At 45.3% G+C, this 22,220-nt stretch carries 16 protein-coding genes; 1 reads left to right on the forward strand and 15 read right to left on the reverse strand.

The genetic code is table 11. The features are described 5' to 3' along the window. Positions 1–19 precede the first annotated feature (19 nt). From AOA56_RS13480 to AOA56_RS13500, 5 genes are all read right to left on the reverse strand, one after another. Entirely contained in the window at positions 20–1,228 is a 1,209-nt protein-coding gene (locus AOA56_RS13480) for a PucR family transcriptional regulator (RefSeq protein WP_053769886.1), read from the reverse strand. A gap of 176 nt (positions 1,229–1,404) precedes the next feature. Next, complete coding sequence (gene clpB, locus AOA56_RS13485; protein ID WP_053769887.1) at positions 1,405–4,014, reverse strand: ATP-dependent chaperone ClpB; 2,610 nt, start codon at positions 4,012–4,014, stop codon at positions 1,405–1,407. Between the two features lie 251 nt (positions 4,015–4,265). Continuing rightward, positions 4,266–7,709 (reverse strand): type I restriction endonuclease subunit R, encoded by a 3,444-nt coding sequence (locus AOA56_RS13490; RefSeq protein WP_053769888.1) that lies wholly within the window; start codon positions 7,707–7,709, stop codon positions 4,266–4,268. 3 nt (positions 7,710–7,712) lie between these two features. After that, on the reverse strand, positions 7,713–8,843 hold the full coding sequence (locus AOA56_RS13495; RefSeq protein WP_053769889.1) for a restriction endonuclease subunit S: 1,131 nt from the start codon (positions 8,841–8,843) through the stop codon (positions 7,713–7,715). Beyond that, a complete protein-coding gene (locus AOA56_RS13500) occupies positions 8,830–10,437 on the reverse strand; it encodes an N-6 DNA methylase (RefSeq protein WP_053769890.1) in 1,608 nt (535 codons plus the stop codon). The genes AOA56_RS13495 and AOA56_RS13500 overlap by 14 nt, the downstream gene beginning before the upstream one ends. Before the next feature lie 316 nt (positions 10,438–10,753). On the opposite strand from AOA56_RS13500, the gene AOA56_RS13505 reads away from it, so the two are divergent. Then, positions 10,754–11,134, forward strand: a complete 381-nt coding sequence (locus AOA56_RS13505) for a helix-turn-helix domain-containing protein (protein ID WP_024733238.1) — start codon at positions 10,754–10,756, stop codon at positions 11,132–11,134. Positions 11,135–11,221: 87 nt separating this feature from the next. On the opposite strand, the gene AOA56_RS13510 is transcribed toward AOA56_RS13505, so the two are convergent. From AOA56_RS13510 to dapA, 10 genes are all read right to left on the reverse strand, one after another. Further along, positions 11,222–12,430: an aspartate kinase gene (locus tag AOA56_RS13510; protein ID WP_053769891.1), complete on the reverse strand. Its 1,209-nt coding sequence runs from the start codon at positions 12,428–12,430 to the stop codon at positions 11,222–11,224. A 9-nt stretch (positions 12,431–12,439) separates the two neighbouring features. Further along, positions 12,440–13,645: a cofactor-independent phosphoglycerate mutase gene (locus AOA56_RS13515; protein ID WP_053769892.1), complete on the reverse strand. Its 1,206-nt coding sequence runs from the start codon at positions 13,643–13,645 to the stop codon at positions 12,440–12,442. A gap of 45 nt (positions 13,646–13,690) precedes the next feature. Further along, complete coding sequence (locus AOA56_RS13520; protein WP_053769893.1) at positions 13,691–14,908, reverse strand: homoserine dehydrogenase; 1,218 nt, start codon at positions 14,906–14,908, stop codon at positions 13,691–13,693. 2 nt (positions 14,909–14,910) lie between these two features. After that, positions 14,911–15,351 (reverse strand): ACT domain-containing protein, encoded by a 441-nt coding sequence (locus AOA56_RS13525; RefSeq protein WP_024733242.1) that lies wholly within the window; start codon positions 15,349–15,351, stop codon positions 14,911–14,913. Next, positions 15,344–16,454 (reverse strand): peptide chain release factor 2 gene (gene prfB / locus AOA56_RS13530; RefSeq protein ID WP_117493680.1). Its coding sequence is split into 2 segments (ribosomal slippage): positions 15,344–16,378 and positions 16,380–16,454, totalling 1,110 coding nucleotides; the frame shifts between segments, so codons are not numbered across the junction. The genes AOA56_RS13525 and prfB overlap by 8 nt, the downstream gene beginning before the upstream one ends. A gap of 14 nt (positions 16,455–16,468) precedes the next feature. Continuing rightward, on the reverse strand, positions 16,469–19,042 hold the full coding sequence (gene secA / locus AOA56_RS13535) for a preprotein translocase subunit SecA (protein WP_024733244.1): 2,574 nt from the start codon (positions 19,040–19,042) through the stop codon (positions 16,469–16,471). 88 nt (positions 19,043–19,130) lie between these two features. Beyond that, the gene (gene hisA / locus AOA56_RS13540; RefSeq protein WP_053769894.1) at positions 19,131–19,946 is read right to left on the reverse strand and encodes a phosphoribosylformimino-5-aminoimidazole carboxamide ribotide isomerase; all 816 of its coding nucleotides are present in this window, start codon (positions 19,944–19,946) and stop codon (positions 19,131–19,133) included. Between the two features lie 131 nt (positions 19,947–20,077). Then, complete coding sequence (locus AOA56_RS13545) at positions 20,078–20,380, reverse strand: hypothetical protein (RefSeq protein WP_024733246.1); 303 nt, start codon at positions 20,378–20,380, stop codon at positions 20,078–20,080. A gap of 83 nt (positions 20,381–20,463) precedes the next feature. Continuing rightward, positions 20,464–21,222, reverse strand: a complete 759-nt coding sequence (gene dapB / locus AOA56_RS13550) for a 4-hydroxy-tetrahydrodipicolinate reductase (protein ID WP_024733247.1) — start codon at positions 21,220–21,222, stop codon at positions 20,464–20,466. Between the two features lie 98 nt (positions 21,223–21,320). Further along, the gene (gene dapA / locus AOA56_RS13555) at positions 21,321–22,208 is read right to left on the reverse strand and encodes a 4-hydroxy-tetrahydrodipicolinate synthase (RefSeq protein ID WP_024733248.1); all 888 of its coding nucleotides are present in this window, start codon (positions 22,206–22,208) and stop codon (positions 21,321–21,323) included. Positions 22,209–22,220 lie beyond the last annotated feature (12 nt).

Below are 22,220 nucleotides of genomic sequence, written 5' to 3' on the forward strand. Positions count from 1 at the left end.
CTGCTTATGATACTTCATCTTATCGCAAATCCCCTTCTTCATCAACCTTTTTATTGCTTTTATCTATCAGCTCCTGCAGAACCATACTGATCAAAAGCATTCTTGCTGTATCTGGTTCATTCAGATTGATCTTCAGCAGTTCGTTGATCTTCTGTAGTCTGTAAATCATGGTATTGCGGTGTACAAACAGTTTTTTCGCTGCCATCCCGACGTTATTGCCGGAGAGAAGATATTGTTTTAGCGACTCATAAAATTCCGTTCCTTTCTGGACATCCTCTTTTCTAAGTCTCTCCAGTTCCTCACAATAGTATCCCTGAAATTCATTTTCTGCCATCATGTAGGAACAGATCGTCTCGAGAAAACACTCTTTCTCCCTGAAAAAATCCTTGCACGGGTCCATTTTAGTTCCTGTTTGCATTACTCGTTCCAGAAACTTTTTCCTGCTTACAATTTCCTCTTTGTCTGAAAATAAGCTTCCCACACAGATCCGCACTCCAAAAGCCTGTCCAACTTCTCTTAAAAATTCCGCGGTCTTTTGCTCTTCTTTTCTTCCGGTAAAAAGGAGGTACAGTTTATCCCCTGAAAGATAGCTTAATAATTCCTGATCCTTTTCATAAATCTGATTACGGATGCTCTGTAATTTTCCCAGATGCTTATGATCGGTACATCTTACGATTCCAAGTAAAAATCCGGGAATCAGATAACTCTGTTCCATTTTTTCTTTCATATGGATGCCTTCTCCGATTTCATGTTTTCCACCTAAAACAATCTCGGAGACAATCTGGCGTTCCATAGAAATACTGCACCAGGCTCTGTCTTTATGATGCTCCAGTTCAATCGCCACCGCCTTGACAATCACATTCACGACCTCTGTACAGTTCTCCTTTTCTTCATGGCCCGGAAATAAAATAACCGCAAATCCTTCTACGTTATGCTTGACTTCTATCGGTCTCATGACGCTTCCTGCCGAAAGCTTAAAATCCACTTCTTTATTCCCGCTATCCAGATTCGGGAGAACCAGATTCCGGATCTTCCTGTCAAAGTTCTCTTTCTCATTTCTGAGATGCAGGATATCACATTCACTTACTATCTCTCCATAAATATTCGTAATTATTACTGTAGCGCCGATACGCCTCGCAATTTCATGAATCATCCGCTCGATTCCGTTTTCTTTCCCAATACATTCAAATGCTACCCTGTAACAAAACCCCAAATCCTTACTATCCATGTGCATCCCTTTCTACACTTTTTACCTGACTCTTCCATTTATTGTATACATGGAAAAAATAGAATTACCAATACTTTTTTTCTATAAGTGAATTTGATTTCATCTATTAACACGCAAAAACAGGAGGACTTCTCTCTTTATGAGAATATCCTCCTGTCCATATGAATCTCAATTTTCTATTCCCGGTACTCCATCGGCACTTTCCCGCCTGTGGACGCGGTCAGGTCTCCGTCTTTTTCATCAATGATGATCGTATCTCCGGACCCCACATTGCCTGCCAGAATCAGTTTTGCCGCCAGTGTTTCCACATATTTTTGCAGATACCGCTTCAATGGCCTTGCGCCGTACATCGGATCGTATCCGCCGTCCACAATGTGCTGCTTTGCCGCTCTCGTCAACTCGATATGCAGATCCCGATCCGCAAGCCGTCTGTTGACGTCTTTTACGAGCAGATCTACGATGCCTGTAATATTCTCTCTTGTCAGAGGTCTGAACATGATAATCTCATCCAGACGATTTAGAAATTCCGGACGGAAATGGGCTTTCAGCTCATTCATCACAAGCTCCTCATTTTCAGGACGAATATTTCCGTTGTCGTCGATTCCCTCCAGCAAATAAGAGGAACCGATATTGGATGTCATAATGAGAATCGTATTCTTAAAGTCTACCGTTCTTCCCTGGGAATCCGTGATCCGTCCGTCATCCAGAACCTGTAACAGGACGTTAAACACATCCGGATGTGCTTTCTCCACCTCGTCAAAGAGGACAACGGAGTATGGTTTTCTCCGGACTGCCTCAGTAAGCTGTCCGCCCTCGTCATATCCGACGTATCCCGGAGGCGCTCCGATCAGACGGGACACGGAATATTTCTCCATATACTCGCTCATATCGATACGGACCATATTTTTCTCATCGTCAAACAAGCTTTCCGCAAGTGCTTTCGCAAGCTCCGTCTTTCCGACTCCGGTCGGTCCAAGGAAGAGGAAGGATCCGATCGGCTTGGTCGGGTCTTTGATCCCTGCCTTGGAACGGATGATCGCCTCTGTCACTTTTGTGACGCCTTCATCCTGTCCAATCACACGTTTGTGGAGTTCCTGGTCAAGATGAAGTGTCTTGCTCCGCTCGCTCTCGTTGAGCTTTGCAACCGGAATTCCTGTCCACCGGGAAACGATCCGTGCAATCTCATCTTCCGTAACACTCTCGTGTACCAGAGACATCTCCTCGTCTTTGACCTTGGCTTCCTCTTCTTCCAACTGCTTTTTCAACTGTGGCAGGCGACCATACTGAAGTTCCGCTGCCTTTTCCAAGTCATAGCTGCTCTGCGCTTTTTGAATCTCCTGGTTAACGCTTTCGATCTCCTCACGAAGACGATGTACCCGCTCCAGCGAGGATTTCTCATTGTCCCACTGTGCCTTTTGACGGGCAAATTCTTCCCGGTTCTCCGCCAGTTCTTCCTGCAATTTCACCAGACGCTCCTGACTTAATCGGTCATCTTCCTTTTTCAGTGCTGCCTCTTCAATCTCTAACTGCATGGTTCTGCGGCGAAGCTCATCCAGCTCCGTCGGCATGGAGTCAAGCTCTGTTTTGATGAGGGCACACGCCTCATCCACCAGGTCAATCGCCTTGTCCGGCAAAAACCGGTCAGAAATATAACGGTTTGACAAGGTTGCCGCCGCCACAAGAGCGCTGTCTGTAATCTTGACACCGTGGAAGACCTCATACCGCTCTTTGAGTCCACGCAGAATGGATATGGCGTCCTCCACCGTCGGCTCATCTACCATAACCGGCTGGAATCTTCGTTCCAGTGCCGCGTCTTTTTCAATATATTCCCGGTATTCATCCAGGGTCGTGGCCCCAATACAATGAAGCTCTCCTCGTGCCAGCATTGGTTTGAGCATATTTCCCGCATCCATCGAGCCCTCCGTTTTTCCGGCACCCACGATGGTATGCAGCTCATCGATGAAAAGGATCATCTCTCCATCACTGTTTTTCACTTCTTCCAGAACGGCTTTCAGACGCTCCTCAAACTCGCCCCGGTACTTCGCCCCGGCAACGAGCGCTCCCATGTCCAGAGCGAACAGTCTTTTATTCTTTAGTCCCTCCGGCACGTCGCCCCGCACAATCCGCTGTGCCAGCCCCTCGACAACCGCCGTCTTTCCAACACCCGGCTCTCCGATCAGAACCGGATTATTTTTCGTCTTTCTTGAAAGGATCCGCACAACATTCCGAATCTCCGTATCCCGTCCGATAACCGGATCAAGCTTCTGCTCTCTCGCCCGCTCCACCAGGTCGTAACCGTACTTATTGAGTGTATCGTAGGTCGCCTCCGGATTGTCGCTTGTCACTCTCTGATTCCCTCTGACTTCGGAGAGGACCCGGAGAAAATTCTCCCGGTTGATACTGAATTCTTTGAAAATATCCTTTACTTCACGGTTCGCATATTTCAAAAGCGCCAGGAAAATGTGCTCCACAGAGACGTATTCGTCTCCCATCTGCTTCGCCTCATCCTCCGCATGAATCAGCACTTTATTCAGATTCTGTCCAATAAAGAGCTGACCGCCCTGCACTTTCGGACGTTTCCTAAGCGCCTGTTCCACACGCTCAATCAAAAGTGTCTTCTCAATCCCCAGCTTTTCCATCAGCTTTAAGATGAGGCTCTCATCCTGAGTAAGCAAAGAATAGAGGAGATGCTCCTGTTCGATCTCCTGATTTCCGTATTCGTCCGCGACTTTCTCACACCCCTGAACCGCAAGCATAGAATTCTGTGTGAATTTGTTAATATTCATACGCTTCTTCCTCCTTACGAATGTATAACTCTATCTCGTCTCATTGTTCGTCTGTTCTATTGACAATATAACAATAGCACTTGTTGTTAGCAGTGTCAAGGTTCGAGTGCTAATATTTTTTGAATTTGTTCCAAAACCCAAATCTATATTCTGAACAGGAGCCCTTATCATCATTATACCAAAAGACCCATTCCCTGGCATCTCGACATACCATATACTCTTCACTGTCAAAATTTACGTTTCATTTCATTTTACTGGTCTTCTTTCATTGTATTATATGTCAGATTCTCTGCAGCAGCCAACCCATTTTCTGGCACATGATACTGATGAATCTTAGAAGATTTGACAGGTGCACAATCTAATATGGATATATCTGAATGTTCCTCAAAGTTTTCAACCTGCTCCATGACCTTACTAAATACTTCCGGACTGTACTGTGGGGGATATCCATTTTTAACCAGGCATATTTTGATATCAAGTTTCAACTGGTTGCGAATATTCTTGTTGTTCAGCCAATCCGCAAACGAAGACTTTGTATCGATGATTTCTTTTACCTTTTTCGCCAGTGCCCTGCACTTCTCATTGATCGTAACACCATCGATTTCTCTGTCGGTGCCGTATTCAAAATGATATTGATTTCGTAAGGCAATCAATATATCGTAGAACGCTTTTTCTTCAAAAGTTAGCCCAATCTTACGAAAACTTTCCCTGTCCTCGTCCATCTGCCGGAGGATAGTCAGAGCTTTCTCCGTTGCAATCCTGATGATGTCCTCACAAGCTTGTTCCTGTGTCTCTCCGGCTTCCTCCGCGGTAAGATGCTTACGCCTTTCGTGATATTCCTCGATTGTCTTTTCCAGCATTTCCTGGAACGTCTTTGCGGCTAATCGGTTGACTTTTCCGTATTCCTGAATCTGTCTGCGAAGCATTTTTACAAGAAGTTCCAGTTTCGTTGCCGGCATTTTTACATCCGACAGTTTTTCAAAGTATTCAGGAGAGAAAAGGTCCTCTTCCTCCCCGCTTTCCAGAACGCTTTCCACCCGATTGTACTTTAATGCTGCCTCAACCATTTTCGCGACTGTACGATTCATGGTATCTGTGTCCACTCCACTTGTTCCACTCATTTTTCGCACAAATCCTGCTATAGCCATAAAACACTGTGCAAGTGCTGTTTCCTCCTCGCTAAGCTCACCGGAAGGCTGACAAATGTCATATGCCGCTCTCATTCTCTTAACAGTTTTTAAATAGTATGTTTTGAATGAAACTTTCTGAATCCCTCTATTTCCTTCTGTTTTCAATTCCTGTGTCGACACAAATACATATTCAGCAGCCATTGCAAGCAGCCGGTAACGCTCTATCGGATTGCAATTTGGATTTAAGAAAGGGCTCAAATCATAATCTTGAAACAAGACTTTTAAGATTTCCAGTTCTTCCCTGAATGTTGTTGCAGCCTGTTCGACATCATCAGATGTGGGCGCGACGGACGTATTGCCGCCATACATCTTCATAGCTTCACGCATATTGTCGCGAATCCCGATATAATCTATAATCATGCCAAACTCTTTCCCAGGATATCTTCTGTTTACACGGCTGATCGTCTGGATCAGTAAATGTTTTTTGAGCGGCTTGTCGTTATATAGATATGTAAGAGATGGAACATCAAAGCCCGTAATCCACATATCTACAACAATGGCAATATGGAAATTTGACTTTTCCTGCTTAAAAGCCGCATCCATCTCTTCCGAGCGCTTGTCATTGCGAACGCCGCCGAGATAACTGTACATCTCTTTCTCATCGTTCTTCCCAACACTTGCAATCATGGCAATAAAAGGCATCGGTTTTAATTCTTTTTGTTCTTCTGCTGTGACAAAAATATCGTCAGGCGCTTTCTTTTCCTCAAACCATTCTGGGTATTGATCCTTAAATTTCTGTAATAAAGCATAGGCAATCTTACGATTGGAACAGACAATCATTGCTTTTTGTATTCTGTCCGGGTCTCCTAAACAGGAAGAAACATAATGATCGTGGATATCAATAGCAAGGCGTTCTAACCGTGACGGCTCACCAAGAATCACTTCCATGGAGCTCATTGCTTTCTTACTTGCCTCAATATCTTCATAGGTCGCTCCGTCATCGGCACATTTCCTGTAGTAATCTTCGATTTCTTTCGCTTTCTGTTTATCAAGCAGGACTTTTGCGATGCGCGGATGATATTTGATCGATACCGTCAAGCCATCCGCAACCGCCTGATCCATGGTATATCGATCGATTTCGTCACCAAAAGTCTGGTAGGTTTCCGCAATCGGAGTGCCTGTAAATCCCACAAAAATTGCCTGTGGAAATGCCTCTTTCAAAACTTTGGCATATGGTTTTGAAACCATTGCTTTCATATTTTCGTCAGCGTCTTTGCTGAACCTGATTTTTTTGGCATGTTCTAACTGGGTTCTATGTGCCTCGTCAGAAAAGCAAATAATATTCTGCCGGTCATTGATCAGACCGATTTTATCCTCTTTACGGTCGCAAAACTTCTGGATCGTACAGATATAAAACCCACCACTTTGCCGTGCTCCAAGTTCCGCCCTTAACTGCACTCTGTCTTTCACAACAGACACTTCGCCAAGATTCAGAAATTCTGTACTCTTTGTAAAAAGCTTGGCACCCTGCTTTTGCAGTTCATCCCGGTCAACAATCAAGATGATTGTCGGCGATCCGATTTGCGGAGTTTCTGTACAGCGAAGTGCAAGCTGGCGGGCAAGAAATGCCATGGTATAGGTTTTCCCACATCCCGTCGCTCCAAAATATGTGCCTCCTTTTCTGCTCTTTTGCATAACTGATTTTACAATGCTCTGCTTCAATAATCTTGTAGCAAAAAACTGAGGATAACGGCATACGATTTCTCTCTCTTCGCTGTCATAAATACTGTCCTGAAAATAAATATAATCTCTGAATATCTCCAGAAAACGCTCCGGCGCATACACTCCTTGAATCATGGTCTGGGTTTCCGCAAAAGGAAGCGTAGATATCGCGTCGCCGTCATGGACTCTTCTCCATGCATAGAAATGCTCATACGGTGTACGAGCGGTCCCAAGTCTTGTTTTTACCCCATCCGAAATGCACGCTAACGGGCAATAGTGTAAAAGATGCGGAATATCTCTCCAGTAACGAATATTGATCTGTTCCCATGCGTCATAAATAGTAGCATTGGCGTCAGCAGGATTTTTCAGCTCTATGATACATACTGGTATTCCATTCACAAATAAAAGAATATCCGGTCTGCGTGTTTCTTTCTGTCCATTGTCGGTATACTCTACCGTAAACTGGTTAACAACACGAAAGATATTATGTTCTGTGTTTTCAAAATCAATCAATGATATCATGCGTGCCTGTCCATTCTGAGGAGTAAACTGAATCCCGTTTACCATCCATCCATAAACCTTATGTAAAGTAGCAAAATCGCTTTCACTACCAACAAGACGCACAGTATCATAGATCCGTGTCACTTCCTCATCTGTCAAATCCGGATTTGTGTCGGCGATAAATTGTTTGAAATCATCAGCAATCAATACATTCCTTTTCGTGATACGTGCAATTTGATTACCTGAAGCATATTTCCATCCTTCCGCTTCCAGAAAGCTGATAAAAGCATCTTCGTACTCCGATTCACAGTACCGACCGTTATATTCTTTTAATTTCGCCATCCATTACACCTCCTTCGTATTTCTCGCTTCCTCGATAGAACCTTTTATCAAAATCGGACAGATATTTTTGATTTGTGTTTTCAGTTTTTCGTTTATTCGGGTTCTCGTTATGAGAACTTTGTGCAACTCAGAAACAACTTGCTGCTCTCTCTCATTTGCCTCTGGAATTGTCAGATCTAAAAATTCCTCCCATGATAAACTCCCTCTTGCACTTGTATCACAGGAGAACCATCCACGCCGTTCAAATTCTGAACGGTTCACATTGGCCATAAAATAATCTGAATTGATATTCTCTGTTTTAAATGTGTAATACGCAGGGGATATTAAATAATTTTCTTCAGAATCATTTCTCGCGATAGTTAATCTGCCATCTCTTCCTACTTTCATTAAAACTCCACCGTATTCACCAGGTGCTACAATTTTGTAATTTGAAAAATTCAATCCATTTGCATCCGCTATCGAGTTTATAAAATAATTATCCATACTAAGTCCTTTAAATGAATAAGGTTCCCCAGATGTATTTCTATTATCAATTTGACGTACATAATTTCTGATAGGCACTCTACGTTTTGAGTGCTTTAATCTGTCAATATACGCATCACAAACAAGTTTCAAATCTTCCAATCCTCGTTCATAGCTTTGCCGATTGGTAAGCATAGCGTTGTAAACATCTACATATTTTTGCTGAATTGAAAGTGGCGGTAATTCGATAGTTATATCACACATATCCTCCCAACTAAATGTCTCCCTTGCAGACCCCCAAGAATAAAACCGCGAATAACGATCAAATTCAGGGCGATGAAAGTACATAAAAAGATAATCTGAAAGTAGTAAATCCTTCTCCTTTACGCAGAATACAATATAAGAAGAAGAAACAATATATGTATGATCGCTTGTATTATGTGCCAGGGTGATTTTCTCCCCATTTCTAGATGTTACAGTAACATAGGCAAAATCATCCGGTTGAACTAAGTAATAGGGTTTTAGAGATACACCAGACATATCGGCTTTTGTCTCTATAAAAATCTTTTTAATTGAAATTCCTTTTACATCATCTATTCCGAACCGCAAATCATCGTTTTTCTCATCACATATCTGTATTAAATTACCCAGCTTATACTTAGTCAATCCCATATCCAATCCCCCTAAACGCATCTTCCAACATCTGACGGGATTGCTTTTCCTGACGCATGATTTCTTTCATTTCCTCCTGAATACGAGTCATTTCCTTTTCATAGTCAATCTCTAAATCATGGTCAACAAACTCAATATATTTGCTTGGAGTAAGCGTCCAGCCTTTGTTTTCAATTTCAGCAATTCCAACACTTCGGTAAAGCTCTGGCATCTGATAATTGTCTCCATCTGTACTTTCACTTTGCCATATATGATAAATCTTTGCTGCTCTTTCTATCTGCTCTGTTACGAAACAAACTTTCTTTTTATTTTCCCCTTTCACCGGATTTCCTCTCCATTGCCGTAAATCCATGAAAAGGATCTCATGCTCACGGTTACGAAGGATTTTTCCATGATAATCACCGCCTTTTTTGTTCTGATTTAAAATCCAAAGTGTCACACTGATATCGGTAGTGATAAATAAATCTCTTGGAAGAACAATAATCGCCTCCACTTTATCCTTTTGAATCAGCCTCTTCCGAATTTCCATTGTGTCACTATCGTTTAACGCACCATTTGCAAGCAGGAATCCTGCAACACCATCTGATGGTTTCAAATGTGACAATATATGTAAAATCCAAGCATAATTAGCATTGCTTGCCGGTGGTGTCGTATAATCCGACCACCTGGCATCATTCTTTAGATTATCGTTATACCAACCTTTCAGATTAAACGGAGGATTAGCCATAATATAGTTAAAATACAGGCCCCTATGCAGATCGTGGGTAAAGGAGGAGTCATTTGTTTCACCAAGGTGATGGCTGAGACCTCTCAGGGCAAGATTCATTTTTGCAAGACGATAGGTCGCCGCGTCCTTTTCCTGTCCATAAATATTAATTCGATTGATATCACCCTGTTTTGATTTTACAAGTTCCGCGCTCTGAATAAACATCCCACCAGAGCCGCAGCAAGGATCATATAAAGTACCGTCATAAGGCTCTATCATTGTCGCGATCAGTTGTACGACATCATGTGGAGTATAGAATTCCCCTTCCTCTTTGGTTGCATTAACGGCAAATTCCTTGAGAAAGTATTCATAAACACGGCCAATCAGATCTTTTTCCTCTCCAAATGCTTTATGACTGATTTTATTTACTTCGTCCACAAGCTTCTTAATATCATTCGGAGCAAGGTTACGTGTAGTAAAGGTTCCTTCGATAAAGCAACCTTTCAGATCTTTTGAGCTTGTCGCAATACTATGAAGCGCAGCATCGAGAGCGACATTCAAACCAGGTGCAGGTGTATTGATGATAGTTGACCAACGTGCTTCAACAGGCAGATTATATGTCCCGTCTGTAAAGGTGGCATCATCAAAAAAAGCGGCTCTGATATTCTCATTGTCCGGGTCAAGTCCCTGTTCCACTAAAATCTGACGGAGCTTTTCCACTCCATCCTCATATTTCTCGCCGATAAAGCGTAAGAATACAAGCGTAAGCATCATATCTCTTTTTTCAAAAAATGAACCCGAATTACGTGCCGCCCGCAAAATATCTCTACAGTTAAATAAAATATGATCTATATTTAATGCTTTTTCAGCAGTTTTCTTTTTAGCCATATTGTTTTTGTCCTTTCGAATTTCAAGCATTTTTATTATATAATTGCTTTTGTTTATAACACAGCATTATTATATCAATATTTTTAAATATTTCCAGTAAATAAAGAATAACACAACAAATATCATATCTTCGTTTCCCCTGCCTTCATTATACTGTATCCGCTCTAAAAAATACAGCTATCTTATCCATCCTCTTCTTTTCATTCCTTCCCTAATAGCAACATTTTGTTGCTTTATTTCATTAAGATCCATTCCGTTGCACTGTCTGAATTTTTTATCCAGAAACTGATATACTGTTGAAAAATGGAGGTATGTTATGGCAAATGTGCAGCTTGCAAAAAATTTAAAGATACTTCGTAAAAAACACAACTATACACAGCAAGACTTGAGTGATATTTTAAATATTACCAGACAAGCATACTCCCACTATGAACAGGCTCTTCGAGAACCGGATCTCAATACTCTGGTCCATCTCTCCCATCTTTATAAAGTCTCTTTGGATGAACTCATTGCAGGCAATATTCATCCCGACGAGGTCCGGGAATCCATGCCCGTCTACAAATATCGCCTTGGTGAGACGTCTGACCATAAATGGTCTATTTGTCTGACTGAACAAGATCTAAATTTGCTTGAAAAGTTCCGTAATGCGAGCGAAAATACTCAGCAGGTAATACTAGAATTTCTCGACAAAAGCTGAAACTTCCTAGAATATCATTGTAAGACTCTACCTATCGAAAAACTGCCGACAGCACAGCTATCGGCAGTTTTCTATTTCTCTGTCTTATTAATCATTCAGTCCGAATCCGTCATGGATGGCGATCATCGCTTTTTCCGTATCTTTCTCATCAATCAGAACCGTGATCCGGATTTCTGATGTAGAGATCATGCTGATATTGATATTGGAGTTAAACAGAGATTCAAACATCTTTGCGGCAACGCCCGGATTGCTGAGCATTCCGGCTCCTACGATAGAAACTTTTGCTACATCAGTGCTGTATGTAATCTCCTTGATCGTAAGAACGTCCTTTTTCTCCTCCAGAATCTGCAGTGCTTCCTGCAGATCATCCTCTGACACGGTAAAGGAAATATCTTTTGTTCCGTTTCTTCCAACAGACTGTAGGATGATATCTACATTAATATTATTTCTGGCAAGTGTATTGAACAGTTTAAACGCAATACCAGGCTCGTCTTTCACTCCGATCGCTGAGATTCTTACTGTATTTCTATCGGCCGCCACACCGGTGATTAACATTTTTTCCATTTTTACTACCTCCTTGACTACGGTTCCTTCCTCTGATGTAAGACTGGAGCGCACAACCAGCTCCACGCCATATTTCTTTGCCATCTCGACGGAACGATTGTGGAGCACCTTGGCTCCGGACGTTGCAAGTTCCAACATCTCGTCATAAATAATCTCATCGATTTTTCTGGCATTTTTAACAATTCTCGGATCCGCTGTGTATACACCGTCCACATCCGTATAGATCTCACACTTGTCAGCATGAAGAGCCGCTGCCAGTGCCACTGCGGTCGTATCAGAACCGCCTCTTCCCAGAGTAGAATAATCATCGTACTTGTTAATACCCTGGAATCCGGTCACAATCACAATCTTTCTGGCCTCCAGCTCATGCTGAATCCGCTCGGTATCAATCCGTTTAAATCTTGCATTCCCGTATCTTGCCGTGCAGTGCATCCGCACCTGGAATGCGTTTAAGGAAATGGCCGGAATATCATAAGAATGAAAGGCCATTGCCATTAGGGCAACCGACACCTGTTCTCCCGTAGTCAGAAGCATATCCAATTCTCGTTTTGGCGCATTCGGATTGATGTTCTGCGCCAGTTCCAAAAGCTCGTCTGTTGTATCTCCCATAGCTGAAAGTACTACAATAATATCATTCCCTTTTTTGTAGTCCTCGATGCAGCGTCTGGCTACATTGAAGATTCTTTCTCTGTTCGCGACAGAGCTTCCCCCGAATTTCTTTACTATCAGCATAATTTCCTCCTAGTATTCAAATAAGTGTTCTATCAGATGATATCCATCCTTCACCCATCTTCCCGACTCCCTGGCTGCCCGCTCACAGTAGCTTGCCCCGCAGAAGCAATGTTTTCGGCTGTCATAGAGAAGATAAGGAACCGGATCTGCTGTGTGTGTCCGGGCCGAAACCGGCGTCGGATGATCCGGCAGAATCAGCATCCTGTACTGCTCCCCTGAAGCGTCCATGGCCTCGCAGACGATCCGTATCAGCCGCTGGTCCAGATACTCAATGGCCTGAATCTTCTTCTTGGCACTTCCCTGATGTCCCATCTCATCCGGTGCTTCTACATGGATATAGGCAAAATCATATCCCTCCTTTAAAAGCGCATGAACTGCCGCCTGTGCTTTACCCTCGTAATTGGTATGAAGACCCCCGGTCGCGCCTTCCACATGGAGATTGGTCATCCCCCCTGCGGCCGCGATCCCTTTTAAGAGATCCACAGCTGAAATCATCACGCCCTTTTTCCCAGTCTTTTCATAAAAATCCGGCAGTTTCGGCCTGCTCCCGGCTCCCCAGAACCATGCCGAATTTGCTGGACGAAGTCCGCACTTCTTCCGTTCCATATTCAGCGGATGCACCTTTAAGAGCTCGTAACTTTGCTCCATCATAGAGCAGAGTAAAGCATCCTCCGGCAGATAAGCGCGGATCTCCTTTGTCAGAATGTCATGGGGTGGCGTCAGTTCATAGCGTTTCCCCTTTTCCCATAAAAGGAGGTGGCGGTACGATGTTCCCGTATAAAGTGAAAATCCCATTCTCAGAATATGCTCCTTCAGATATGCAATCAGAATCGCAGCATCCTCGGTACAGATCTCATCGGAACTGTGATCTACCATGTGCTGCTTTTCATAGGAGAGTCTCTCATCCTCAGTCAGAGTGACCAGATTGCAGCGGAACGAAATATCGTCCTCTGCCATATTCACACCGATACTGAAAGCCTCAAGAGGGGAACGCCCTGTATAATATTTACGGGGATCATACCCGAGAACCGACAAATTGGCAGTGTCGCTCCCCGGCGCCATCCCTTCCGGCACCATGGAGGCCAGACCGATCTCACCTTTCGCCGCAAGCCGATCCATTTCCGGAGTCTTTGCCCACTCCAGCGTCGTCTTGTCTCCAAGCCTCTCTAATGATTCTCCTGCCATACCGTCCCCAAGAATGATCAGATACTTCATCTACTCCCATTCCCTTCTGCTTTCAACTATCCTCTTCTATCTATCTTATGACGCCACACGGATCATGTGAATCAGATTGCCAAATTCCGCTGCAGCCGATTCATATTTGCCTTCTTTTATCTCTCCGGTAACAAATGCGAATTCCCCTTCACATCCATCCGCCGTCAGATACTGAACCTCTCCAAACGCCTCCCGAATCCGGTCTGCATACGCTTCTTTCCTGCCAGCCATGCGGATAAAGAACTTCCGTTTCACATCCATACGACTCTTGAGTTCCATCTTATTCCCGGACCAGTATTCACAAATCGTCCGATCCTGATACCGTGCAGCCTCCACAATATCCGCCGTCACAGCGCTTGCCGTAGGCATCTTGCCTGCCCCGCTGCCATAGAACATGGAGTCTCCCAGGGCATTGCCCCGTACGAAGATCGCATTGAACACACCATGGACGCTTGCAAGCGGATGCTCTGAGTGAAGTAAAAACGGAGCCACGATCGCACCGATTGTTCCGTCTTCCTGCTTCATCGTCGCAAGCAGCTTAATGACCATATTCATCTCTTTGGCATAGCGCATATCCTGAGCTGTAATCTTTGTGATGCCTTCGGTATAGATATCCTCAAAATCCACCTGTCTTCCAGATACAATGGAAGATAAAATGGCAATCTTCCGGCAGGCATCCCTTCCTTCCACATCCGCTTCCGGATTACGCTCTGCATATCCGTTCGCCTGAGCTTCTCTTAACACTTCATCGTAATCGGCTCCCTCATAAAACATCTTCGTCATCATATAGTTTGTCGTTCCATTGAGGATACCTGTGATCTCTTCAATCTCATCCGCTGTAAGTGAGGAGACTAAAGGACGGATAATCGGAATTCCGCCGCCAACGCTTGCCTCAAACAGGTAATTCACATGATGCTCCTTCGCTGTCTGTAAAAGCTCCGACCCATGTGCCGCCACAAGAGCCTTGTTGGACGTCACTACGTTTTTTCCTGCCTCCAGGCTTCGTTTTACAAAGGTATAGGCCGGATCCAGTCCTCCCATGACCTCCACTACGATATCAATGCTTACGTCATTGATAATCTGTTCAAAATCATGCACAATCAGCTCCTGTGCCGGATCCCCCGGAAAATCCCTGAGATCCAGAATATATTTGATCCGCACCTGATCCCCCGCACACCGGTCGATCTTCTCCTGATTCATTCGGAAGACTTCCAATACGCCGGAACCGACTGTTCCATATCCAAGTACCGCAACATGTATCATGTTTATTCCCTCCCTACTATTTTCAGATAATGCACTCCTTCTTTCTCCTCAATCTTCGCGACCATTTCCGAGAGATTTCCCGTGGTAGAGAGCACCTCCACACTCAGAGTCAATGTCGCCACACCGTTGAGCGGGATACTCTGGTGGATCGTCAGAATATTTGCCTTATACTCTGCCACCTCGCTTAAAATCTCCGCCAGCAGTCCCGGAATATCCTCCATCTGCAGGACGAGGGTGATTGTCTGCCCCTTTTCATTTTCATGGAAAGGGAAAATGTCATCTTTATATTTATAAAAAGAACTTCTGCTGATTCCGGCAGCTTCCGCAGCCTCGCCTATAGTCATTCCCTTACGGGTGGCAAGCAGATGCTTGACCTCCACAACTTTCAGAAGCACTTCCGGAACTGCCTTTTTGTTCAGAACATAGTATTTTGTCTTATCCATTGGCACTCTCCTGTTTCAGGTAAGCGTTGATAAAACGGTCGATCTCGCCATCCATCACCGCACCTACATTGCTGGTTTCCTCATTTGTTCTATGATCCTTCACCAGACTGTACGGGTGCATGACATAGGAACGAATCTGGTTTCCAAAGCCTATATCTTTAACCTCGCCTCGAATACCCGACATCTTCTCCGCCTGCTCCTGCTCCATCATCAAATACAGCTTTGCTTTGAGCATCTGCATTGCCTTATCCTTATTGTGGTGCTGTGAACGCTCATTCTGACACTGCACAACGATCCCGGTCGGAAGATGTGTGATCCGAACCGCGGAAGACGTCTTGTTGATGTGCTGGCCGCCTGCCCCACTGGAACGGTAGGTGTCAATCTTCAACTCATCCTCATTGATTTCGATGTCAATATCCTTGTCTATATCCGGGATGACATCACACGACGCAAAGGACGTCTGGCGTTTGCCCGCCGAATTAAACGGAGAGATCCGCACCAGTCTGTGAATCCCTTTTTCTGATTTCAGAAATCCATAGGCATTCTCTCCGTGTACCTCAAATGTCACGTTTTTGATTCCCGCAATATCTCCGTCAATATAATCCAGGACCTCCATAGAGAAACCATGACGCTCCACGAACCGAGAGTACATCCGGTACAGCATCTGATTCCAGTCACATGCCTCTGTTCCTCCAGCTCCTGCATGAAGAGTCACAATGGCGTCGCAGTTGTCGTACTCTCCCCCTAGGAGGGTACTAATCCGCACCTCCTCCAGGTGCTCGTCAAGCCGCCGGATCCCCTCCCGAATCTCCCCTGCAAGACTTGCGTCCTCCTCTTCTTCCGCCATCTCCAGAAGGGTATCTGTATCCTCAAACTGACGATTCAGCTCCTCGGCTGTCTGAATCGTATCTTTTAACATCTTAAGCTCTTTCATCACTTTCTGGGAACCTTCCGTATCTTCCCAGAAATCCGGCTCTTCCATCTTTCGTTCCAGTTCTTCTACTCGTTTCTCTTTTCCCGGCAGGTCAAAGTGAATCCCTTACTTCCTGAAGAGGTCCCTCATATGCCTGCAATTCCAGTCTTAGCTGCTCAAGCTCGACCACTATTCTCACCTCTTTTATGATTTCTTTTTACCGCAGCACTGTTTATATTTCAGGCCGCTTCCACACGGACACGGGTCGTTCGGGTACACCTTTTTCTCTGTACGAACTTTCGGTGCATGAACTGCTGAATTGTCCTTGTTTGTCCCTGTCACTTTTACTACCTGTTCTCTTTCTACTTTCTGTTCCATCTTAATATGGAAGAGAACACGGATCGTATCGGCTTCAATGGCCTTTGTCATCTCACCGAACATATCATATCCAAGCATCTTGTACTCTACAAGCGGATCTTTCTGTCCATATGCCTGAAGTCCGATTCCCTGACGGAGCTGATCCATATCATCGATATGATCCATCCACTTGCCATCGATCGCTCTAAGCAGTACGACACGCTCCACTTCTCTGACATGCTCTGCATCCGGAAACTCGGCTTCTTTGGCCTCGTATGCTTTCACAGCACGCTCTTTTAAGAGGTGCTTAAGCTCTTTTTGCTCTTTTTTGTTGACGTCATCCAGTGTCACCGCCGGAATCATCGGGATCGTCTCATGGAGCACCACATCCATGCCTGCAATATCCCACTCCTCGCTGGACTGATCTGCCGGAGCGTATCTGTCCACCAGATCTTCCACATACTCCGTAATCATATGGTAGATGGAATCCCGCATACTCTCTCCATCCAATACCCGGCGTCGCTCCTCGTAGATGATCTCTCTTTGCTCGTTCATTACCTGGTCGTACTCCAGAAGGTTCTTCCGGATTCCGTAGTTGTTGAACTCGATCTTCTTCTGCGCCTTTTCGATGGCTCCGGAAAGCATCTTGTGCTCAATCTGCTCCCCATCCGCAACGCCCAGAGCATTGAAGACGGACATCAGTTTCTCAGATCCGAACAGGCGAAGCAGATCATCCTCCAAAGACAGGTAAAAACGGGATTCTCCCGGATCCCCCTGACGTCCGGAACGTCCACGGAGCTGATTGTCGATCCGCCTGGACTCATGCCGCTCGGTGCCGATGATCTTCAGGCCTCCGGCCTCCCTCGCTTTATCGTCCAGCTTAATATCGGTACCACGTCCCGCCATGTTGGTAGCGATCGTCACCGCTCCATGTTGTCCGGCCTCAGAAACAATCTGAGCCTCCAGCTCATGGAACTTCGCGTTTAGTACATTGTGCTTGATGCCTCTCTTTCTCAGCATCTTGCTCAAAAGCTCACTGGTCTCGATGGTAATCGTACCGACAAGAACCGGCTGTCCCTTTGCGTGCGCCTCCTCGATGGCGTCGCAGACCGCACCAAATTTCTCTTTCTTCGTCTTATATACGGCGTCGTCCAAATCCTTCCGGATCACCGGCATATTCGTTGGAATCTCCACAACGTCCATTCCGTAAATATCACGGAATTCCTTTTCCTCTGTAAGTGCGGTACCAGTCATACCGCACTTCTTTGCGTATTTATTAAAGAAGTTCTGGAAGGTGACAGTAGCAAGTGTCTTACTCTCCCGGTTGACCTTCACATGCTCCTTTGCCTCGATCGCCTGATGCAGACCGTCAGAATAACGTCTACCTGGCATGATACGTCCGGTGAACTCATCGACAATAAGAACCTCGTTATCCTTTACCACATAATCCTTGTCACGGAACATCAGATTGTGTGCCCGCAGAGCAAGAATAATATTGTGCTGAATCTCCAGATTCTCCGGATCCGCCAGGTTCTCAATGTGGAAGAAATTCTCCACTTTCTTGACTCCGTCCTCTGTCAGGTTGATCGCTTTTTCCTTCTCATTGACAATGAAATCGCCGGTCTCTTCGATTTCCTCACCCAGAATAGCGTTCATCTTGGAAAACTCGCCGCTTGCCTCGCCTCGCTCCATCTGTCTTGCCAAAATATCGCATGCTTCATAGAGCTTCGTGGACTTGCTGCTCTGTCCGGAAATAATCAGCGGAGTCCTCGCCTCGTCAATCAGAACGGAGTCGACCTCATCGATAATGGCATATTTGAGCCCTCTTTGTACGAGCTGCTCTTTATAGATGACCATGTTGTCCCTTAAGTAGTCAAATCCGAGTTCATTGTTAGTCACATAGGTAACATCGCAGGCGTACGCTGCTCTTCTCTGGTCATTGTCCATGTCGTTGAGTACGACTCCGACTTTCAATCCCAGGAATTCATGTACTTTCCCCATCCACTCAGCGTCACGCTTTGCCAGGTAATCGTTGACTGTGACGATGTGTACACCTTCTCCTGTGAGGGCGTTTAAGTATGCCGGCAGCGTGGACACGAGGGTCTTACCTTCACCGGTCTTCATCTCGGCAATACGCCCCTGATGAAGTACGATACCACCGATGAGCTGCACACGGTAGTGTTTCATCCCAATGGAACGAACAGCCGCCTCTCTCACGGTCGCAAATGCCTCCGGCAAAAGATCATCAAGCGTCTCTCCCTTTGCGTATCTTTCTTTATATTCTCTTGTTTTATCTCTTAACTCTTCGTCAGAAAGCTTCTGCATCTCAGGTTCCAAAGCTTCAATATGATCTACGATCGGGTAGATTCTCTTTAACTCATGCTGGCTGTGTGTACCAAACACTTTCTGTATCAGTCCCATGTTTTCTGCTCCTTATCGTTTCTAAAAAATTAATCCATTCTTCATTTTAACACTATCCACGGGCTTGTTCAACCTGTTTCTAAACTGTTCACAAACTCTTTCCATCGTGTTCACAAACCACAGCACCATATCTCTGACGGAGCACATCGTAACCGAGCGTCCCGCCAAAAAGATCCAGCGCGCTCCCAACGGTAAAATCAATCCGTCCTCCGGAAGCTTCTCCCAAAATCCGGATGTCTTTTTCCGAAGAAATTCCACCCGCATACGTCACCGGATGCGTCACTCCCTTCTTCCATGAAGCAAGGAGCTTCACAAGCTCCCTGTCAATCCCACGGCAGCTCCCCTCCACATCCACACCGTGGACAAGAAATTCCGCACAGTACTCAGCAAGAAGATCCAAAAGCTCATGTGTTACCTCCGCATCTGTAAACGTCTGCCATCGGTCCGTCACAATCAGATACCTGCCGTCCCGTTTTCTACAGCTTACATCCAAAACGAGCTTTTCCCGTCCGACTGTTTCCTTAAGCCTCGCCAGATTCTCCCAGCGGATCGCTCCTTCCGCAAACACATAGGAGGTTACAATCACATGGCTTGCTCCTGCTCTTAAATAATCTTCCGCGTTCTTCGGACGGATCCCGCCACCAATCTGCAGACCTCCCGGAAACGCGGAAAGCGCTTCCATGGCCTGATGCCTTGTCTTTTCAAAGTAACGCGAGGCTGGTGAATTCAGTAAAATCACATGCCCTCCTGTAAGCCCGTCGTCCCGGTATCTGGAAGCAAACCACTGTGCCGGACGTTCCGCCACAAAATTCGTCTGAGCCCAGTCCCCTGTATCTGTCAGGCTTCCCCCTACAATCTGCTTTACTTTTCCATTATGAATGTCGATACAAGGCCGGAATTTCATCACTTTGCCCTCCTTGCTTTTTTACGTTACTACGTCAATTTATTTTTTTACCTTACCACAAGAATCCCTCCGCCGTCAAGCAAAAACACCCTGTAGAACATTACAATAAATAAGAGAGCCCGAAGGCTCTCCTATCTTCCCATATCTGTTCTGCCGTCCCCGTCCAGTGCATTTTCTACGTCATCTTTGATATCCCTTGCACCGTCTTCGACATCATCTTTTAAGTCTCTTGCACCGTCTTTCATGTCTTCGCCCAGATCGTCGGCACCGTCTTCCAAGGTGTCTTTTCCGTTCTTGCGGTCATCATCCGTTGTATCCTTGGTGTCGCTACCGTTTGTCGCGTCATTGACACGGTTTTCACCCGCACATGCGGTCATACTTCCAAGCATGAATACACTCAGCAGAACCAGAGCGGCTCGTTTCCAAGATTTCATGTTTCTTCCCTCCTGCAAAATAGAATTTGCACTACTTACTATCCGCAGAAAATGAATTTTTATACTTTTTTCTGTTTTTTTCTTTAAAATGAAATCACATCGCTCATATCATATTTTCCCGCCGGTTTCCCAGCCAAAAATTTCGCTGCTTCCAACGCCCCTTTCGCAAAGACTGCCTTGGAATAAGCTGTATGCTTAAACTCAATCACTTCGTCCTCGCCGGCAAACAGTACTTCGTGCTCTCCTACAATCGTTCCGCCCCGTACCGCGGAAATTCCGATCTCCTGTTTCTCTCTTGGCTTTCTTTCCTGACTTCTGTCATAGCAGTATGCATATTTCATATCCTGTGTCTCATTGATCGCGTCTGCCAGAGCAAGAGCCGTCCCGCTCGGAGCGTCTACTTTCTTATTATGATGCTTTTCCACAATTTCAATATCGTATCCTGCAGGTGACAGCACCTTTGCCGCATCCTGCAGCAGCCGCATCAGCAGATTGATTCCAAGAGACATATTCGCAGATTTGAGCACTGCCGTCTCTTTTGCTGTATCCTCCACCTTCTGAATCTGCTCCTTAGAAAGTCCGGTTGTGCAAAGGACGACCGGAAGCCGTCTCTTTTTACAGTTCTCAAGCAGACCGTCCACCGCCTTCGCGTTAGAAAAATCGATCACTACATCCGCCTCTACATCACAGTCTTGCAGACTGTCAAAAACCGGATAGCCGTTTAAACGCCCTTCACAGGTATCGATTCCCGCTACGATCTCACACTCTTTGTCTTCTGCTGCCATCCTTGTAATCACCTGTCCCATTTTTCCATTGCACCCATGCATGATAATTCTTACCATATTACTTTTCTCCTTTTCGTAAAGTCTTCCCACCTTTTAGGGAAGTGTATCCATATCCAAAGAGGGCGCCTTACGGCTCCCTCTTCTTTCTGATTTCCTTATGCAAGTTTCAGTCCAAATTTTTCCATCTCTTTGGCAAGTGCCATCTTGTGGTCCTCCTCCATGGAGGAAAGCGGCATCTTTAATTCTCCAACTTCTTTTCCAAGCAGATTCATAGCAGTTTTGACCGGTATCGGATTAACCTCGCAGAAGAGCTTGTCGATCAACGGCAGTGCATCTAGCTGCATCTTAAGACTTCCTTTCAGATCGCCGTCAAAGAACTTCTGGCAGAGATCATGGGTATATTCCGGTGCGATATTCGCAAGCACGGAGATCACACCCTTTCCTCCAAGAGAAAGAAGCGGCACGATCTGATCGTCGTTTCCTGAATAGAGATCCAGCTTTCCGTCTGTGAGCTGCATAATCTTCGCAATCTGGGATATATTGCCGGAAGCCTCCTTGATGGCTACTATATTTTCCACCTTTGCAAGCTCCGCCGCTGTCTCCGGCGTAATATTGAGTCCTGTCCTGCTCGCCACACTATAAAGGATGATCGGAGCCTTTGCCTCTGCCGCCACTGCCTTATAGTGAGCAATCAGCCCTTTCTGTGTCGCCTTATTATAATAAGGTGTTACAAGCAGCAGTCCATCCACGCCGTAATCTACCGCTTCCCTTGACATCTCAATCGTCGTAAACGTTGCGTTAGAACCTGTTCCGGCAATAACAGGGATTCGCTTCTTTGCCTGTTCAACCGTAAACTTAATGCACTGCATGTGCTCTTCTTCTGTCAATGTGGATGACTCTCCGGTCGTACCACAGATAATAATCGCATCCGTCTTATGGGCAATGTGATACTCAATCAGCTCATCGAGCTTCTCGTAATTGACGGAACCATCCGGCAAAAACGGCGTTACAATCGCTACTCCTGATCCTGTAAATATAGACATATCATTACCTCC

It is taken from the genome of Sellimonas intestinalis, from assembly GCF_001280875.1.
Lineage (GTDB): Bacteria > Bacillota > Clostridia > Lachnospirales > Lachnospiraceae > Sellimonas > Sellimonas intestinalis.

Coding starts and splice junctions, on each gene's coding strand:
- AOA56_RS13480 (WP_053769886.1), bottom strand. CDS start 1,228: ATGGATAGTAAGGATTTGGGGTTTTGTTACAGGGTAGCATTTGAATGT.
- clpB (WP_053769887.1), bottom strand. CDS start 4,014: ATGAATATTAACAAATTCACACAGAATTCTATGCTTGCGGTTCAGGGG.
- AOA56_RS13490 (WP_053769888.1), bottom strand. CDS start 7,709: ATGGCGAAATTAAAAGAATATAACGGTCGGTACTGTGAATCGGAGTAC.
- AOA56_RS13495 (WP_053769889.1), bottom strand. CDS start 8,843: ATGGGATTGACTAAGTATAAGCTGGGTAATTTAATACAGATATGTGAT.
- AOA56_RS13500 (WP_053769890.1), bottom strand. CDS start 10,437: ATGGCTAAAAAGAAAACTGCTGAAAAAGCATTAAATATAGATCATATT.
- AOA56_RS13505 (WP_024733238.1), top strand. CDS start 10,754: ATGGCAAATGTGCAGCTTGCAAAAAATTTAAAGATACTTCGTAAAAAA.
- AOA56_RS13510 (WP_053769891.1), bottom strand. CDS start 12,430: ATGCTGATAGTAAAGAAATTCGGGGGAAGCTCTGTCGCGAACAGAGAA.
- AOA56_RS13515 (WP_053769892.1), bottom strand. CDS start 13,645: ATGAAGTATCTGATCATTCTTGGGGACGGTATGGCAGGAGAATCATTA.
- AOA56_RS13520 (WP_053769893.1), bottom strand. CDS start 14,908: ATGATACATGTTGCGGTACTTGGATATGGAACAGTCGGTTCCGGCGTA.
- AOA56_RS13525 (WP_024733242.1), bottom strand. CDS start 15,351: ATGGATAAGACAAAATACTATGTTCTGAACAAAAAGGCAGTTCCGGAA.
- secA (WP_024733244.1), bottom strand. CDS start 19,042: ATGGGACTGATACAGAAAGTGTTTGGTACACACAGCCAGCATGAGTTA.
- hisA (WP_053769894.1), bottom strand. CDS start 19,946: ATGAAATTCCGGCCTTGTATCGACATTCATAATGGAAAAGTAAAGCAG.
- AOA56_RS13545 (WP_024733246.1), bottom strand. CDS start 20,380: ATGAAATCTTGGAAACGAGCCGCTCTGGTTCTGCTGAGTGTATTCATG.
- dapB (WP_024733247.1), bottom strand. CDS start 21,222: ATGGTAAGAATTATCATGCATGGGTGCAATGGAAAAATGGGACAGGTG.
- dapA (WP_024733248.1), bottom strand. CDS start 22,208: ATGTCTATATTTACAGGATCAGGAGTAGCGATTGTAACGCCGTTTTTG.